Source organism: Alphaproteobacteria bacterium, assembly GCA_039980135.1.
Classification (GTDB): Bacteria; Pseudomonadota; Alphaproteobacteria; order UBA6615; family UBA6615; genus UBA8079.
The window spans coordinates 38,329-54,846 of record JBDXCV010000014.1 but is presented as its reverse complement, the minus strand read 5'-3'; the positions used below and the strand labels follow the sequence as shown (position 1 = coordinate 54,846).

Sequence of the window (16,518 nt, the reverse complement as noted above, 5' to 3'; positions counted from 1 at the left end):
GGAATCAGGCATCCAACTCGGGATAGTGGCGAAAGATGCCGTGTTCGTTGAACGGGATGCGTCGGCCCGACGCCGCATAGGCCTTGATGTTGCGCCGGTCGGCGATCTCTGCGTGCAGGGCGACCAGGCCCGGATAGCCCGGCTCCAGCCGGGCTGACGCCTTCGGGAAGGCGTAGCGCATGCCCTCGACGATCTGGAACAGCGAGAAATCCGCGTGCGACAGGCCGCCCGCCACCAGCTGGCCACCGTTCGCGGCAATGGTTCGCTCGAAATAGCCATAGAATTTGGGGATGCGCACGTCGCGGAAGCTGGGCGCGCGGCGCAGGGCCTCGTCGCGTTGGTCCTCGTAGTAGAACTCCTTGGCCAGCGGATGGTGCACATCGTGGGCCTCGACAAGAAAATCCGCCAGAAGCATCGACAGGCGCAATGCCTCGCGCCTGCCGGCTTCATCCTCGGGGGCGAACCCGTGTTTTGCGCCGAGATAGTCCATGATAAGCGGCGTCTGTGAGACAACGGTGTCGCCGTTCTTCAGAATTGGCGGTGAAAAATGCCCCGTTTCCGACAGAAGCGCGAGCAGAGCGTCGCGTCCACCGCCTTCGGTATCGGGCTTGCGGATCACGTCGACATAATCCGCGCCGATGTCTTCGAGCAGCAGGCGGACGAATTCACCGCGCCCCTGGATCGTCGGCCAGTAATAGAGTTCATAGGCCATCTTCGCTCTCTTCCCTGATGTCTTGTCCGGATATGCCGCCTGCGCCATTCTAGGCGCGGGGAGGGCCTGTTTTCCATGAATCTCAATCAGTTGTTGGTGCGCGCGGCGCGATCGTTTCCCGACCGGGTGGCGATCTCCCACGGGGCGGCGGATTACTGCGACTACGGGACCCTGGCCCGGCGAGCCGCAGGGCTGGCGGGTGCCATGCACGGCGACCTCGGCCTCAGGACCGATGACAGGGTCGGGCTGTTCATGACCAACACGCCTGAATATCTCGAGGCGTTCCACGGCGCGCTGCATGCCGGGCTGACGGCATTGCCGATCAACAACAAGCTGCACGAGAAGGAACTGGCCTACATCCTTGACGATGCGGGTGCGGGTGCACTGATCGTGACACCGGATCTGGCCGAAAAGGCCGCGAAGGGCCTGAAGATCGCGGGCAGCAAGGCCCGGATCGTGGTGGTCGGTGAGAAGGAATATGCCGGTTACCTCAACGCCGATCCCATGGAGATGGTGGACCGCGGCGACGACGACCTCGCCTGGCTGTTCTACACCTCCGGCACAACGGGCAACCCCAAGGGCGCGATGCTGACCCACCGCAACCTGTGGGAAATGACGCTGACCTATTTTGTCGATGTGGACCGGGTGCCGGTCAACGGCGCGGCGTTCCATCCGGCACCCATGTCCCATGGCTCGGGTTTCTACGGCATTCCCCATCTGGCGGTCGGCGCGCGGCAGGTGGTGCCCGAATCAGGCGGCTTCGAACCGGACGAAATATTTGAGCTATTTCAACAACATGAAGAGGTTTCCTTGTTCGCCGCACCAACCATGGTGAAGCGGCTTGTGGGGCATCCTGGCGGCGGCGGCGCGGGGAATCTCCGCACCGTTACCTATGGCGGCGGGCCGATGTATGTCGCCGACCTGAAGCAGGCGCTGGACCGGTTCGGGCCAAAGTTCGTGCAAATCTATGGTCAGGGCGAGAGCCCCATGTGCATCACCGTGTTGCCGCGCGAAGACCATGTTGATACGGACCACCCGCACCACGAGGAACGACTGGCGTCGGTGGGCTACGCCCAGTCGGTGGTTGATGTGAAGGTCGTTGATGGAGAAGACAACACGCTGCCGGTCGGCGAGGTGGGCGAAATCCTGGTCCGCGGTGCGGTGGTCATGCGCGGCTACTGGAACCGGCCTGACGCGAGTGCCGAATCCCTGCGCGGCGGCTGGTTGCATACCGGCGACATGGGTGCCTTCGATGGCGACGGCTATCTGACCCTCAAGGACCGTTCGAAGGACATGATCATCTCCGGCGGTTCCAACATCTATCCCCGGGAGATCGAAGAGGTGTTGCTGCGCCACCCGGACGTGCTGGAATGCGCGGTGGTCGGGCGGCCCCACGCGGAATGGGGTGAGGAAGTCATCGCTTTCATTACGCCCAACGCGGGTATAGAGGTCGACACGGCCGCGCTGGATCAGCTGTGCCTGGACAATATCGCGCGTTTCAAGCGTCCCAAAAGCTACCGGGTCGCCGCCGCCCTGCCGAAGAACAACTACGGCAAGATCGTCAAGCGGGAGCTGCGCAACATGCTGGAATCCGAAGACGGCGGGGAGAACAACGATGCCTGACCGCCTGAAAGACAAGGTTGCGATCGTGACCGGTGCGGGATCAATCGGCGCGGGCTGGGGCAATGGCAAGGCCACGGCGGTGCTCTATGCCCGTGAGGGCGCGAAGGTAGTGTGTGCCGATATCAACCCCGACGCCGCGCAGGATACCGCAGACATCATCGCGACAGAGGGCGGCGTCGCCAGCGTGTTTGCCGTCGATGTCACCGACAGCGCTCAGGTCGAGGCCATGGTCGCCGCCGCTTGCGATGAATTCAGCCAGCTCGATATCCTGCACAACAATGTGGGGATCGCGGAAGTCGGCGGCCCCGTCGATGCCAGCGAGGAAAGCTGGGACCGGGTGCATGACGTCAACCTGAAGAGCGCGTTCCTGACCAGCAAGCATGCGATCCCGAAGATGCAGGAACGGGGCGAGGGTGCCATCGTCAACGTGTCGTCGATCGCCGGTGAGCGCTGGCTCAACGTCCCCTATATCTCCTATTCGACGACGAAGGCGGCGATGACCCATATGACACGGGTCATCGCCCGGCAATACGCGTCTGAAAACATCCGTTGTAACGCGATCCTGCCCGGCCTGATGCAAACACCCATGGTGTCCCATTCCCTGCAGGGCGCGTATGGCGATGATGACGTGGATGAACTCTGGGAGAAACGCGAGGCGCAGGTCCCCCTGAACCGGGTCGGCGACGCCTGGGATGTGGCCTATGCCGCGGTGTACCTGGCATCCGACGAGGCCCGCTACGTGACCGGCGCGACCCTCCTGGTCGATGGCGGGATCACGCTGGGGATTGGATAGGAGAGGTCGTATGCCGTCACCGGTCGATCCGGGCCTGCAGGCCGTTTTCGATGAATTGAAAGAGGCCGGCGCGAACCTGCCCGATCCGGCGGTCGTGGGTGTCGAAGAGGGCCGCGCTGCGCGCGCCCGCTATTACGCCTATCTCAATCAACCCGATGGCGAAGTGGCCGTTGATGAGCTCCGCGATGTCGCGATCGAAGGCCCCCATGGTCCGTTTCTGCTGCGGCTCTATTTCCCGACCGGCGAACGCCCCGTACCGGTGACAGTCTTCATTCACGGTGGCGGCTGGTGGACAGGCGATGTCACCGCCTATGATCAGATATGCCGCCGCCTGGCCATGGAGAGCGGGTGCGCGGTGGCCAGCGTCGATTACCGATTGTGGCCTGAACATCGTTTCCCGGTTCCGGTCGACGAGACTATGGCCGTCGCCGAGTGGGTTATGGAGCACGGCGCGGCGCACGGACTCGACCCGTCGCGGATCGGGTTTTGCGGGGATTCAGCGGGTGCCACCCTGGCGCTCCATGCCGGGGTGCAACTCAAGCACACCGGCGCGGTACGTGCGCTGGCGCTGGTCTACGGGGTCTATCTGCTGGATGTGGACACGCCGTCCTGGCGCGAAATCGGCGACGGGACCTATGGTCTGACCGTCGCCCAGATGCAGTGGATATGGGACGGTTATCTCGAAGGACATGACGCCGACCCGACAGACCCGCGCATCGCGCCGGCGCATGCCGATCTCGCCGGGCTTCCCTATACCTGGGTAATGGTCGGTGATCTCGATCCGCTGATCGATGACAGCCGGGCACTGGCCGCCAATCTGGCTGCGGCCGGCGTGCCCTACCAGCTGAAGGTGGAAAAGGGCATGACCCATTTCATCTGGATGTGGCAGCGCCTCTATCAGCGCTCCCGCGCCTCGATTGCCGAAGCCGGTGCGATCCTCAAACGCGAATTGCGCCGGGACTAGTCCTCTTTGGCCATGACCGCCGTCAGGTTTGACAGCGCGTCTTCATAGGGGTGCGGATTGCGCATCTCATGAATCTGCGGCCATAACTCGGCGATTTTGTCCGGCGTCATTTCGGTGCGCGGATCGACCCGCACGCCCTCGCTCTCGACGATCTGGATGCGGGAATAGTAGCCCGCCGTCGCCGCGACGATGTTCCCGGAATCGATGCAGTCCTCGCTGACCAGGTAGGTGACCATCGCCGCAACGGCGTCGGTCGTGACCAGTTCCGGGTCATAGGTGTTGAAGATGCCGGATGGCTCGGCGATCCGGGTCGCGGCCAGTGGGGCCAGGGCATTGATCACGATATTGCTTCGCGCGCCCTCGAGTTTCAGCGTGTTCATGAAGCCGACGACGGCCAACTTGGCGGCCGAATAGTTGGTCTGTCCAAAATTACCGTAGATTCCGGAATTCGAGGAGACCATGAGGATGCGACCGTAATTCGCCTCGCGCATATAGGGGTAGGCGGCGTGGGTCACGTAAACCGAGCCCAGGTAATGCACCCGCACGACGAACTCGTAATCCTCGATACTCATTTTATGGAATGTCTTGTCGCGGACGATCCCGGCGTTGTTGATGACGATATCAACCTGACCGAACGCGTCGATTGCCGTCTGCACAATATTGGCTGCGGATTCAGGGTCTGCGACACTGTTGTAGTTTGCCACGGCCTCGCCGCCGGCAGCGCGAATTTCCTCTACCACCGTGTCCGCAGGCGTGCCGGATAGGCCGCTGCCGTCGATGGCACCGCCGATGTCGTTGACCACGACTCGGGCACCGCGCGCCGCGAGCGCCAGAGCGTAGCTCTTCCCGAGCCCGTTTCCGGCTCCAGTGACCACGGCCACCCGGCCGTCAAACTTGATTGCCATGAGTTCCCCCTCCGTCCCATCCGGTGTCGCTGTAGCTTTTTCAGCGGCGCGGTAAATCTATACAGATTGGTTTCGATTCAGTGTGTCTAGTCAAGCACCTCGATTGAATTTCGGGGTTCATGATCACCGAATTGCGCGTGGATTTCTGCAAGCTGGCACGCTAGCTTGCGCCGCCCGAATTGCGGGTGCTCACAAGTATTTCCCAACAAGGGATGACCTGATGGAATTTCTCGCGGACCTCGACTGGACCCGATACTGGTTCATGTTTCCGATATCGATGGCGGTCGCGACCACGGCGATGCTCAGCGGTATCGGCGGCGCGGCCCTGTTCGCACCGATCTTCCTGATCATTTTCCCGCTTCTTGGCGCTGAATATGTTCTGGCGGGCACTGCCGCGGCGATCGGTACCGCCCTGATGACCGAGGTGTTCGGCTTCTCATCGGGGTTCGTTGGCTACTACCGCAAAAAGCTAATCCATTTCCGGAGCGCGTTTCCGTTTCTCATGGTGGCAGTGCCGGTATCCATCGTCGGGGCCCTGATGTTGGCTTCGTTGAAGGATCAGGAAGGCCTTCTCAAGGCCGCCTACGCGTTGTTGATGCTCGCGCTGGCGCCGATCATCTTCCGCCATCACCCGCCACAGGAAATGGTCACCGAGGGCGAGGACAAGTTCGAGGGCACGGGGCGCGAGCCTGTCAGCGTCACCGCGGCGGATGGCCAGGTCTATAATTTCAAGAAACCGAAACAGGGTGTCGATGGCGCCGCGACCACGGGTGTCGGCGCGTTCTTGACCGGTCTGCTTGGGGTCGGGATTGGCGAGGTCATCATGCCGCAGCTGGTGAAACGCAATCATGTACCCGTGCCGGTCGCCGCGGCGACGTCTGTGTTTACGGTCATTGTTGTCATCGCAGCTGCGTCATTTACCCAGGTTGCGGCATTGGTTGCAGCGGGCGGCGCAAACGTCGTCCCCTGGAACCTCGTCGCCTACACCATCCCGGGCGTTATTATCGGCGGCCAGATCGGTCCGCGTCTGCAGGGCAAGATTGCCCAGCGGACGATGGAGAAAACCATCGCGATCCTGTTCGCGATCATCGGGCTGGCCATGGGCTTCATCGCGCTGCGAACACTCGGTGTGTTCGGTGCTTAGCAGGTAGAATTGTCGCAATGTCACTTGGTCTTTCAGATAACCGGAACCGCCTTCGCCGGCGGCGCCAGGTTTTCGGCTTTGTCTTTCGTTGGGGGCTGGTGCTGGCCGTCGGGCTGGGCGTCGGTCTGTGGGCGAAGAATATCGGAACCGAAGTTGCCAATCAGGAAGTTCGGGTGCTGGAAGGGCGGCTTTCCGACGTCACCACGGAAAGCGCCACACTGCGTTCGGAGATTGCGGGGCTCACAGCGGCGCTCCATTCGGAACGCGACCGTGTTGATGAATGGCGGCAGCGCTATGAGGCGGATGTTCCCAACGCGCAGGAGGCGGAGATCCTTGCCGCCGCGCGCGAGCGCATCGCCGAGGGAATCAGTACCGAACGGCTGACAGCGGTTGTGGGTCTGACGCGCGATGATGTCGAATGTGAGCCGTTGGGCAGTACCAAGCGATTCATCGTGAACAACGAAATCCAGAGCGGTGCGAACGGTTCCGTGTCTTTCGCCAATGGCGCGATCACCATTTCGGCCAATGGTGAGGCGGCCCGCAACGCGGCGGGACAGCCGGTCGGCTGGTTTGACCCGGGCAAGCCGGTCACAGCCATCTTCGGCCATCTGGGCGGGGAGACATTTCAGGCGGCAGGATTGCTGCCGCTCCATCATGCTGTCGCAGTGGGTGACACGGAGTATCGATTCAGCCTGGTTGCCGGCCCCCAAGCCTTCATTCAGGTCACCGGCGAAGCCTGTCCTTATCCTTAAAACAAAACGTTCAAGATCATGTGTTTGTCGGCGGTATTTTATGCGGAATTCGCGTATGGTCCGCCCCGTTTACAAGAAGCGTATGCCTATCGGTTGATCCTGTTTTGAAGCGACAGTTGGTTTCCGGCTTGAAACGTTCGGGCCAATTGCCTAAATCGATCGGCAATCGGCACGCAGGGAACCTGGAACTTTCCTGCAAACAACAAGAATGCCGGACATGGAACGACAACGGCGAGTCCATCGGCCCTCGGGCCAAATCAACCTCGTCGACAACATATCGTTCCGGATATCTGAAGGCAGCCATTCGGTTGTCTGTTGTGGAGGGTAGAAACGACGTGACGACATTGCTCGATATTCGGGGCCTGACGAAGAAATACGGTCCCATCACTGCGGTCGACGACGTCTCGTTTTCGGTCGATCAAGGTGAAGTACTCGGATTCATCGGCCCCAACGGTTCGGGGAAATCCACGACGATGAAGATCGTGACCGGGTTCCTGACGCCGACGTCCGGCGCGGTGGAGGTCGGTGGCCTCGACGTGACGCGCCACCCGCTGGAGATCAAGCGACGGATCGGCTACTTGCCCGAAGGCGCGCCGCTGTACGGCGACATGACCCCGATCGCACTGCTGAATTTCGTGTGCCAGGTGCGTCGTCTGTCAAAGGAAGACACCAGACGCGGCATCGATTATGCGGTGGAAAAGCTGCATATCGGCAACGTGCTCTACCAGCCGATCGAGACCCTCTCCAAGGGTTACAAGCGCCGCGTCGGCCTGGCGCAGGCGATCGTGCACGAACCTGATTTGCTGATTCTCGACGAGCCGACAGACGGGCTCGATCCGAACCAGAAGCATGAGGTGCGCGAGCTTCTCAAGGAGATGTCGGGCAAGAAGGCCGTGATCATTTCGACCCATATCCTCGAAGAGGTGGAGGCGGTTTGTTCGCGCGCCATCGTGATTGCCAAGGGCAAGATGGTTGCCGACGCCGATCCGCTCTCGCTGCAATCGCGCTCGCGGCTGCACAACGCTGTCGGCATACGGCTCCCGGTCGCACAGGCCGAGGCTTGCATCCAGATGCTCAACGCTCTGGGCGGTGTTCATGAAGTGCGCACGACGGTCGAGACGGCGTCGATGGTCGAATTGCTGGCGCTCTCGACGGACAGCTCAGAGATTCTCGGCGCCGTCCATACAGCGATCGATGAAAAGGGTATTCAAGTGGATGAAATCTATGTCGAACGCGGGCGTCTCGAGGATGTGTTCCGCGATCTGACCTTTGCCGTTGAGGGCCTGCAGCAGGATCCCGGTGCGAAACCGGAGGCGTCCCATGCTTAATGTCTGGATTGTCGCGCGGCGTGAATTATCGGCCTATTTCACATCGCCGCTGGCCTATGTGTTCATCGTGATTTTCCTGGCGCTTGCCGGTGGCCTTACATTTTTCTTCGGTCAGTGGCTGGAACGCGGGCAGGCGGACCTGCAGGTCTTTTTCATCTACCATCCGTATCTATACCTCTTTCTGATTCCGGCGGTCGGCATGCGGCTGTGGGCCGAGGAACGGAAATCCGGCACCATCGAGTTTTTGCTGACGCTACCGGTCACCACGGGTCAGATCGTGATTGGCAAGTTCCTCGCGGCCTGGGTTTTCGCCGGGATCGCGTTGGCGCTGACCTTTCCGATGTGGATCACGGTCAACATGCTCGGCCAGCCCGACAACGGCGTCATTCTGGCGGCCTATATCGGGAGTTGGTTGATGGCCGGCGGGTTCCTTGCCCTGAGCGCATGTGTTTCCGCGCTGACCAAGAACCAGGTGATCGCATTTGTTCTCGCATCCGCCCTCTGCTTCGTCTTCATGATGAGCGGGGTCGAGATTATTCAGTCTTTCTTCCGGGCCTGGACGCCACAGACATTCGTTGAATCGGTTTCGGAACTCAGCTTTCTGACCAACTTCAATGAAGTCTCCCAGGGCGTCATCGATATTCGCGATCTGGTCTTTTTCTTCTCCGTTATCGGCATTGCCCTGTTTGTTAACACCGCGATTGTCGAAGCCAAGAAGGGAGTTTGATCTGATGTGGGATCGCATTCGCAACGCAGACCGACAGGTCCTGGCCTGGGCCACGATCGGCCTCGCCATCGTCTTTTTTCTCACCCTCAACGCCCTGTCGAACACGGTGCTGACGAGCACACGCCTGGACCTGACCGAGGATCGCCTGTTCACGCTGTCCAGCGGCACACGGGATGTCCTCTCGACGCTGGAGGAGCCGATTGACCTTCGGTTCTATTACTCCCAGCGGTTCGACGAGATCGGCCCGAACATTGCGCGCCATGCGGACCGGGTTCGCGAACTGCTCGACGAATATGAGCGGTTGTCGAACGGCATGATCCGCATTGAGGAGTTCGACCCGCAGCCCTTCTCGACGGAGGAGGATCTCGCGGTCAGTGATGGTCTCCAGGGATTGCCGTTCGATCAGTCTGGCGCGCGCGCCTATTTCGGCGTGTCCGGCGCAAATTCGACCGATGATCAGGACGCCATCGGCTATCTGGCGCCGGAGCGCAGCCCGTTCCTCGAATATGACCTGACCCGGCTCATCTCCAATTTGGCCGAACCCGAGAAGCCGGTCGTTGCGTTGCTGACGGATTTGCCGTTCCAGGGCACGCAATTCGATAACTTCACGCCATGGCTCATCCTCGACGGCCTGCGCCAGTTCTTCGACGTGAAATTCCTCGACAAGGACGCGACCGCGCTGCCCGAGGATACAGAGGTCCTGGTCATCGCGGGGGCTCACACGATCAAGGACGAACTGCTCTATGCGATGGATCAGTTCACGGTGAACGGCGGCCAGGTGCTGGCGTTTGCCGACCCCTTCGCGGAAACCATGGCGATGCTGGGGCCGACGGCGGGCCAGCTTCCGCCGCCGGGTGTGGGGCAGGCGGCAATCGAGCCGCTGCTCAATGCGTGGGGGGTGACCGTCGCGCGAGGCGAATTCGTTGCCAATCTCGACGATGCCGTTCGCGTGGGTTTCCCAAATCCCGAAACGGGACAACAGGTTGCCGTCGACTATGTGGCCTGGCTGACCCTTCAGGGGGACCGTTTCTCGAAAACCGACGCGGTGTCGGCGCAGTTGCAGCGCATCGTCGTAAGCACCGCAGGCGCGTTCATGTCGGCTGAGGGGGCGGAGACCAGGCTGGAGCCGCTGATCTACACAACCCCCACATCCGATTTGATGAGCGCGTTTGAAGTATCGCAACAGCCCAATCCGATCGCGCTGCTCGATCGCTTCGAGCCGCAGGATACCGTCTACAATCTCGCCGCCCGGGTTATCGGCAAGGTCAAATCCGCATACCCGGATGGTCCGCCCGAGAATGTTCTTGAGGCGCTGGAGGATGATGCCGCGGCAGAGGCCTTGCGCGCGGCGCACAAGAGCGAAGCGGACACTGACGCCAACATCATCCTTGTCGGTGATGTGGACATGCTCGCGAACCAGAACTGGGCGCAGGTCCAGGATGTGGCGGGAGAGCAGGTTGCAATCCCGACCGCCAACAACGCGGATTTCTTCATCAACGCGATCGATAATCTGCGCGGTAGTCAGGGGCTGGTCGGGCTGCGCGGGCGTGGCTTCTCTATTCGGCCGTTCGAGGTGATCGAAGAGATGCGCAGCGAGGCGGACAACAAGTTCCGCAACAAGGAGCAGGAATTGCTCGCGCGGATCGCGGAGATGGGTGAGACAATTGAACGTCTGCAACGCGAGGAACAGACGACGGGCGCCATACTCACCTCGCAGCAACAGTCGGAGATCGATAATTTCCGTCTGGAAATGCTTGATTCCCGCCAGGAGCTGCGCAACGTGCAGCGATCCTTGCGTGAAGACGTCGAATCGCTGGAGCGGCGGGTACGGGTGTTCAATATATGGGCGGCTCCGCTGGTGATTGCCGTGTTGGCGATTTTGCTGGCGATTGTTCGAAGAATTCGCCGGTCGCGGTATCACCGCACCGTGCTGCACTAGGGGGCGAGATATGAGTCCGCGCGTATTTTTGGGCTGGCTGGTTCTCACGGCCGCAACGGTGGTTCTGACGATTGTCGTCGGACTGGGTCGAGAGACGGCATCTTTCGATCTGATCAAACGGGAACCGGTCTTTGCCAAACTCCGCGAGGCCCCGGAATCGGCAACACGGATCGAAATCGACAGCCGCTTTGGTGCTTTTACGATGGAACAAAGCGGGGAGGGCTGGGTCACCCCGGATCGCAACGATTACCTGATTGACGAAGGCGATGTCCGACGCCTGATCGTCGGGCTGTCCGATATGCGTTATGTCGAGCGGAAGACCTCGAATCCCGAGCGTTTCTATCGGCTCGAGGTGCAGGATATCGACACCGAATTGTCGGACTCGGTCCATGTCAAAGTTCAGAACGCACAAGGCGAGGTCCTCGCCGAGACGATTGTCGGTCGCCCAAGCGCACGTTTTTTTGAGGGGCGGGCATCGGGCACCTATATTCGCGAGCCCGGCACCAACAATGTATGGCTGGTCAGCGGTGTCACCAACGTCCAGACGCGACTGATCCCCTGGCTCCAGCGCAAGATCGTGGCAATTCCGGCAAATCAGGTCGCGCGTATTTCGCTCGGAACCGGCGACGACGCCTACGAGCTCTCTCGCGGCGCGCCAAGTGACGAAGGTTTCACGATCAGCGGTGCACCGGAAGGGCGCGAACTGGACGACGAAAAAGCGACATCCGTGAGCCGGGCGCTGGCCTCGCTTGAGCTTGAGGATGTCCGGCTTCGCACAGAATTGGCATTGCCGGACGATGCGGCGACGGCGAGCATGAGCACATTCGCCGGTCTCACGGTGAACGTGCGGCTGGCCGAGTTGGACCGGAAGAAGTGGGCGACGTTCGATGCAGCCTATACCGGCGATCCCGCCGACGAATCGGAAGCGGCCGTGGCGGCGCGCACGGCAGTTGAGGAGATCAACGTCCGTGTGGGTAAGTGGGTCTACTGGATACCGAGTGCCACGTTTGAGAATCTGACCCGTTCCCTGGATGACATTCTTGTAGCGAAAGACGACGACAGTTCGTGACGCCACCCGCATTTGTTTACGGGGAGCCACCAGATGTCCTGCCGCCGGTGTGGGGTACAATAGTCTGCGGGCGCGTAAATTCTTGCGTATCTTCGTATAGTTGCATTGCGTTGTGCGTTCAGCATAACGTGCCGCACAGATTGAACTGTTGGCGTTGGAGTTGATCGATGGCCCGAAAGCCGAAAGACAAAAAAGAGCCTTCATCCAAGGCGAAAGCTGCCGAAGCAACACCGGACGCAAAGCCGGAAGCCGCCGAGGCTCCCCGGTTTCCATTGTTCTACAAGGCTCCGCGTCCGGTCGAAGCGACGCGGCACGCCAAGTCCGGCCTGATCGAGGACATGGATGTCGCCTTCGCGACCGATGCGAATGCCATTCCGGTCAACATCGTCGAATTTGCCGTCGCGGCGCGCCACTACCCGATCGTGTTTTCGACGGCGGAACCGTCGTTACCGGTGGTTGTCAGCGGTCTGCGAACGGGGACCAACGCGTTTATCGGTGCGGACAATACGTGGGCCCGTGGCTTCTATGTTCCCGCCTATGTCCGACGCTACCCGTTTATTCTCATGGAGAATGCGGAGCAGGAGCAGTTTATTCTCTGCGTCGATGAGGAATCGGGCGCCCTGACCGAAGGCGGTGACCGCCAGCTTTTCAACGATGATGGCAAGCCATCTGAACTTACCGACCGAGCGCTCGAATTCTGCCGTGCCTATCACGGGCAATACGAGGCCACACGCCAGTTCGTTGCGGCCCTGAACGAGCATGAATTGCTGACGGACAACTCCACGGAAATCCGGCTGGCCGATGACCGCAAGATTCAGATGCAGGGCTACAAGGTCATCGACCGTGAAAAATTCGACAAATTGCCCGATGACGTGTTCCTGGATTGGCGCCGGAAGAACTGGCTGCCGGTCGTCTACAGCCATCTGGTGTCGCTCTCGAACTGGCCTTCCGTCCTTCAGCGCGCCGCTGACCGGGCGATGGAAGACTAGGCCGAGGCCGACTGCGTCTCGCGCTGTTTCCGGCTGTCGCCGAACCGCCCGTCGAGTTCCCGCGCGTCGTCAAAAATGTAGATGGACATCGGTTCCTGCCGGCCGCGAACCTCGATCTCTTCGCTCCGCAGACCGCCTGTGTCGAGGCCGCTGACGTCAGATAATTGTTCCGAAACAATCAGTTGTGCCCCGAAGTCCTTCGTCTTGGCTTCGAGCCGGCTCGCCGTATTGACGGTGTCGCCGATGGCGGTCACGGAGATGGCGGGACCGTAACCCATCTCGCCGACGATCGCCGGGCCGACATGGATTCCGATCCCGATCCGCAACGGTGCGGGCAAATCCGCCTCGAGCAGGCGGTTGAGCTCATCCAGCTGGGCCGCCATGCCCTGCGCGGCGAGAAGGGCTGATGTGGCGCCGTCGGCGGCGCTGGCGTCCACGCCGAACAGGGCCATGATGCCGTCACCGATGAACTTGTCCACGCGCCCGCCAGCCTGTTCGATGGCTTCGCCCATGGAACGGAAGTACCGGTTGAGGACAAACACCACGTCGTAGGGAAGTTTCTGTTCGGAGAAGGACGTGAAGCCACGGATGTCGGCAAACAGAATAGCGATTTCCTGCTCTTGCCCCTGCATGGCCGCCGACTTGGCAAAACCGTCGCGCGGGCTCGCATTGGGGGGTAGCAATGGCGTGACGGACAGGTCCTGGGTCGGGCGGGTCTGACAGGCCAGGCGCACGTCTGGTGCCGCGCCGACGCGTCGCAGAACCTTGAGTTCATGTTCGTCCGGCAGCGGCAGATCGTCGAGCGGACCGTTCACGCGGACGCGGCAGGTGGAACAGCGACCGCGCCCTCCGCACACCGATGCGTGGGGAATTTCATTGAGCTGGCTGGCTTCGAGGATCGACGTCCCTGGGGCCACGGAAACATTCCGGCCCTCGGGATATCGAATGCGAACGATGCCGCGCCGTCGCTCGACATACAGGCGAATTCCGCGCGCGATCAGGGTCAGCAACAACAGCGCCCCGAGGCCCAGGAGTATCCGCTCTTCCAGGAGATAGAGAAACTCGATCTGTTCCTCGGTCGGCGCATTGGTATCGATCTGCAAATCGAGCCGAAACCCCGGGTCGTCCGCGATTATCCGTCCCACGGTGCGGCCGGCTGCAACGAAACCGAGAAGGCCGAGCACGGGAACAAGAAGCGCGAGTCCATACAACCAGGCCATGCTGCGGGCGAACCATGGTTTGAGCCGGAGCCAGTAGTAGATACCGATACAGGCATGGATCCAGACCACGAGGGTCGCTGCCGTTTGGCGAAGCCCGCCCATGGGGTTGTCGACCCAGAGTGCCAGCAGGACATACGTGTAGGAATCGGTGGTACCAAAACTCTGTACGGCGGCGCGGGTGCCCAGAATATGGCTGACCAGCAGGACGGGCGCGGCGAAGCCCAGAACGAGCTGCAGCGCCTCGCCGATACTCATCTTCAAGCGACGACGGCTGTAGAGAGAATGCAGTGCAAACATCATGTGGGTGAGGAGCGCGCCGAGGAAGACCGTGGTCCCGACCGGATTACGCCAGAGCAACAGGAAATAGTGCTGGCCCGCCTCCATGGCCTCAAGCGAGATCAGGCCGAGGGCGTGATTCGTCAGATGGGTGAGCACGAAGACAAACAAAATCAGACCGCTGCCGAGGCGCAACCCGCGTTTGCTGACCCTTAGTCGCGGAAATACAGGGTTTTTCGCGGGCGGCAGAGGATTCACGTTGCTGGCAGATGACATGATGTTGAACAGAGCCAAATTGTCACTATTTATGGGGGAAGGTTAGCATGGCCCAGAGTGCCGGAATACGTGAACGGGGGCGGCGCTCGTTTATTTGAACACGGGGACAACGAGGGGCCCCGTCAAACCAGCGGAGATAACGCGATGCGTGCACGTTTAGCGACGGCATATCTGGTTTTATTCATGGCTTTTGGCGCCGGCAGCGCATACGGCGCCGGGTCGGACACCACGACAGCCCTAACCCCGGCCGAAGTCCGCGCGCAGTTGGCGAGCGCGGAGGGTTTGATCCGGCAGGAAAATTACCGTGATGCAATCCAGGTTTTGAACGGGGTCGTCGAATCCAGCCCGCGCGAAGCCGACGCATACAATCTTCTCGGCTACAGCTATCGCAAGTCCAAGGATTTCAACCGCGCGGAACGCAACTACAAGCGTGCTTTGCGGCTCAACCCTGAGCACAAGGGCGCCATCGAATATTACGGTGAATTGTTCATCGAGACGGACCGCCGCGAGAAAGCAGAAGACATGCTCGCGAAGCTCGAAACACTTTGCCCGAACGGCTGTTCGGAGCTCGACCAGTTGCGAAAAGCCCTGGCGGGCTCGCAGACAAGCAGCGCTGCCTGGCCTTCGGACGGCAGTTGAGGCCTTCGGTCTCCACGGCGAGTTCATTCTGGAATACGAAACGCCCGCACCTTCATTGGTGCGGGCGTTTTACGTTTCGATGATGGGCATATGCCTCGGCGCCCGAATCCAATAGCGGATGCCGTCGCGGGTTCCCGTTAGCTACCCGGCCACTCGGCGAAAGGCTCTGATGGGCTGCCGTCATTGAGCGTCGGCGGGAGCGGCTCTTCGCCCGTATAGCCGATTTCGATTCGCTCGATTTCACGGGCTCGGGCCTTCGCGAGATTGATTTCATCTTCAGTCAGGAAGTCATCCAGCTGTTGCATCGCGTCGAAGGCTTCGGCGCGTCCGTTCATCGCGGCCCGGATGAACCATGCATAGGCCTCGAGATTGTCGCGCTCGATGCCTTCACCCAGCGCGAGCATGCGTCCGATGTTGTACTGGGCCTCGGGGATGCCTTCTTGCGCAAGTGGATACCAATGGGCAAATGCATCTGCATGATCGTCGGAACGGAATTCTTCCAGGCCTTCTTGAAAATCCATTTCCTCGCCCGGCGATACTTCGGTCCCTGCCGCGACGGCTGCACTCACAGGCGCCGCAGACGTGAGAAGTATCGCCGCACAAAGCATGCGGCGCAGTGCGAACAACAGGCTCGTGTCAGTTGTTTTCCGATGGTTTCGGATTTCGTCTCTATCGATCATGTCATTGAATTGGTTCAATTTTAAGAGCATCCAAGCTGATCCTGGTTGGTATGCAGTGCCGAAGTCGCCATTTTATGCGCGGAGAGGGTCGTCACAATGATAGACGCCATACAGACCGCCATCGCAGGCCTGCGCGTAAGCGCACTCCGCTTCGGCGTGGCGGCAAACAATATCGCGAATGCACCCGCATCGGGCGGTGTAGAACCCTATGACGGGTATTCACCCCAGCGCCTGGATCAATCGACAGATGCTCGCGGCGGTGTTCGTGGCATTGTTCAGCCGATCGGCCGGCCCGTTTTGCCTGCCTATGCGCCTACCGACGCCTCGGCGAACGCAGATGGCGTCTTCGGAATGCCCAATATCAGTCTGCCGGCGGAGTTTGTTGATGTTGCGGTCGCCCGGCGGAGTTACGAGGCGAATGTCGCTGTTCTGGAAACGACAAATGAAATGATGAGGCTGCTTGTCGATCGCGAGGTCTAGGC

Annotated in this window: 16 protein-coding genes; 12 read left to right on the top strand and 4 right to left on the bottom strand. The window is 60.7% G+C overall.

The features are described from left to right. Positions 1–4: 4 nt before the first annotated feature. A complete protein-coding gene (locus ABJ363_17845) occupies positions 5–712 on the bottom strand; it encodes a glutathione S-transferase family protein (GenBank protein MEP4380852.1) in 708 nt (235 codons plus the stop codon). 75 nt (positions 713–787) lie between these two features. Between ABJ363_17845 and ABJ363_17840 the strand changes: the two genes are divergently transcribed. The 3 genes from ABJ363_17840 to ABJ363_17830 are packed head-to-tail and all read left to right on the top strand — an operon-like array spanning position 788 to position 4,092. Then, on the top strand, positions 788–2,335 hold the full coding sequence (locus ABJ363_17840; protein ID MEP4380851.1) for an AMP-binding protein: 1,548 nt from the start codon (positions 788–790) through the stop codon (positions 2,333–2,335). Next, entirely contained in the window at positions 2,328–3,128 is an 801-nt protein-coding gene (locus tag ABJ363_17835; GenBank protein MEP4380850.1) for an SDR family oxidoreductase, read from the top strand. Before ABJ363_17840 ends, ABJ363_17835 begins: the two co-directional genes overlap by 8 nt. A gap of 10 nt (positions 3,129–3,138) precedes the next feature. Beyond that, complete coding sequence (locus tag ABJ363_17830; protein ID MEP4380849.1) at positions 3,139–4,092, top strand: alpha/beta hydrolase; 954 nt, start codon at positions 3,139–3,141, stop codon at positions 4,090–4,092. Here the strand turns inward: ABJ363_17830 and ABJ363_17825 are convergent. Beyond that, a complete protein-coding gene (locus tag ABJ363_17825; protein MEP4380848.1) occupies positions 4,089–4,997 on the bottom strand; it encodes an SDR family NAD(P)-dependent oxidoreductase in 909 nt (302 codons plus the stop codon). The two genes, ABJ363_17830 and ABJ363_17825, sit on opposite strands and share 4 nt — an antisense overlap. Before the next feature lie 220 nt (positions 4,998–5,217). Here ABJ363_17825 and ABJ363_17820 point away from each other — a divergent pair, with 220 nt between their 5' ends. The 7 genes from ABJ363_17820 to ABJ363_17790 all read left to right on the top strand — a co-directional run bounded on the left by ABJ363_17820 (position 5,218) and on the right by ABJ363_17790 (position 12,945). After that, complete coding sequence (locus ABJ363_17820; GenBank protein ID MEP4380847.1) at positions 5,218–6,141, top strand: sulfite exporter TauE/SafE family protein; 924 nt, start codon at positions 5,218–5,220, stop codon at positions 6,139–6,141. A 17-nt stretch (positions 6,142–6,158) separates the two neighbouring features. Continuing rightward, positions 6,159–6,893 (top strand): hypothetical protein, encoded by a 735-nt coding sequence (locus tag ABJ363_17815; protein ID MEP4380846.1) that lies wholly within the window; start codon positions 6,159–6,161, stop codon positions 6,891–6,893. A gap of 344 nt (positions 6,894–7,237) precedes the next feature. Next, the gene (locus ABJ363_17810) at positions 7,238–8,221 is read left to right on the top strand and encodes an ABC transporter ATP-binding protein (protein MEP4380845.1); all 984 of its coding nucleotides are present in this window, start codon (positions 7,238–7,240) and stop codon (positions 8,219–8,221) included. Next, on the top strand, positions 8,214–8,948 hold the full coding sequence (locus tag ABJ363_17805) for an ABC transporter permease (GenBank protein MEP4380844.1): 735 nt from the start codon (positions 8,214–8,216) through the stop codon (positions 8,946–8,948). Before ABJ363_17810 ends, ABJ363_17805 begins: the two co-directional genes overlap by 8 nt. Before the next feature lie 4 nt (positions 8,949–8,952). Next, a complete protein-coding gene (locus ABJ363_17800) occupies positions 8,953–10,887 on the top strand; it encodes a Gldg family protein (GenBank protein MEP4380843.1) in 1,935 nt (644 codons plus the stop codon). Between the two features lie 10 nt (positions 10,888–10,897). Beyond that, on the top strand, positions 10,898–11,956 hold the full coding sequence (locus ABJ363_17795) for a DUF4340 domain-containing protein (GenBank protein ID MEP4380842.1): 1,059 nt from the start codon (positions 10,898–10,900) through the stop codon (positions 11,954–11,956). A gap of 167 nt (positions 11,957–12,123) precedes the next feature. After that, on the top strand, positions 12,124–12,945 hold the full coding sequence (locus ABJ363_17790; GenBank protein MEP4380841.1) for a SapC family protein: 822 nt from the start codon (positions 12,124–12,126) through the stop codon (positions 12,943–12,945). Here ABJ363_17790 and ABJ363_17785 read toward each other — a convergent pair. Then, positions 12,942–14,717 (bottom strand): adenylate/guanylate cyclase domain-containing protein, encoded by a 1,776-nt coding sequence (locus ABJ363_17785; protein ID MEP4380840.1) that lies wholly within the window; start codon positions 14,715–14,717, stop codon positions 12,942–12,944. The genes ABJ363_17790 and ABJ363_17785 overlap by 4 nt on opposite strands. A gap of 57 nt (positions 14,718–14,774) precedes the next feature. Between ABJ363_17785 and ABJ363_17780 the strand changes: the two genes are divergently transcribed. Then, on the top strand, positions 14,775–15,356 hold the full coding sequence (locus ABJ363_17780; protein ID MEP4380839.1) for a tetratricopeptide repeat protein: 582 nt from the start codon (positions 14,775–14,777) through the stop codon (positions 15,354–15,356). 137 nt (positions 15,357–15,493) lie between these two features. Here the strand turns inward: ABJ363_17780 and ABJ363_17775 are convergent, their stop codons facing one another. Further along, on the bottom strand, positions 15,494–16,066 hold the full coding sequence (locus ABJ363_17775) for a tetratricopeptide repeat protein (protein MEP4380838.1): 573 nt from the start codon (positions 16,064–16,066) through the stop codon (positions 15,494–15,496). A gap of 66 nt (positions 16,067–16,132) precedes the next feature. Here ABJ363_17775 and ABJ363_17770 point away from each other — a divergent pair, with 66 nt between their 5' ends. Next, the gene (locus ABJ363_17770; protein ID MEP4380837.1) at positions 16,133–16,516 is read left to right on the top strand and encodes a flagellar basal body rod C-terminal domain-containing protein; all 384 of its coding nucleotides are present in this window, start codon (positions 16,133–16,135) and stop codon (positions 16,514–16,516) included. Positions 16,517–16,518: the final 2 nt, after the last annotated feature.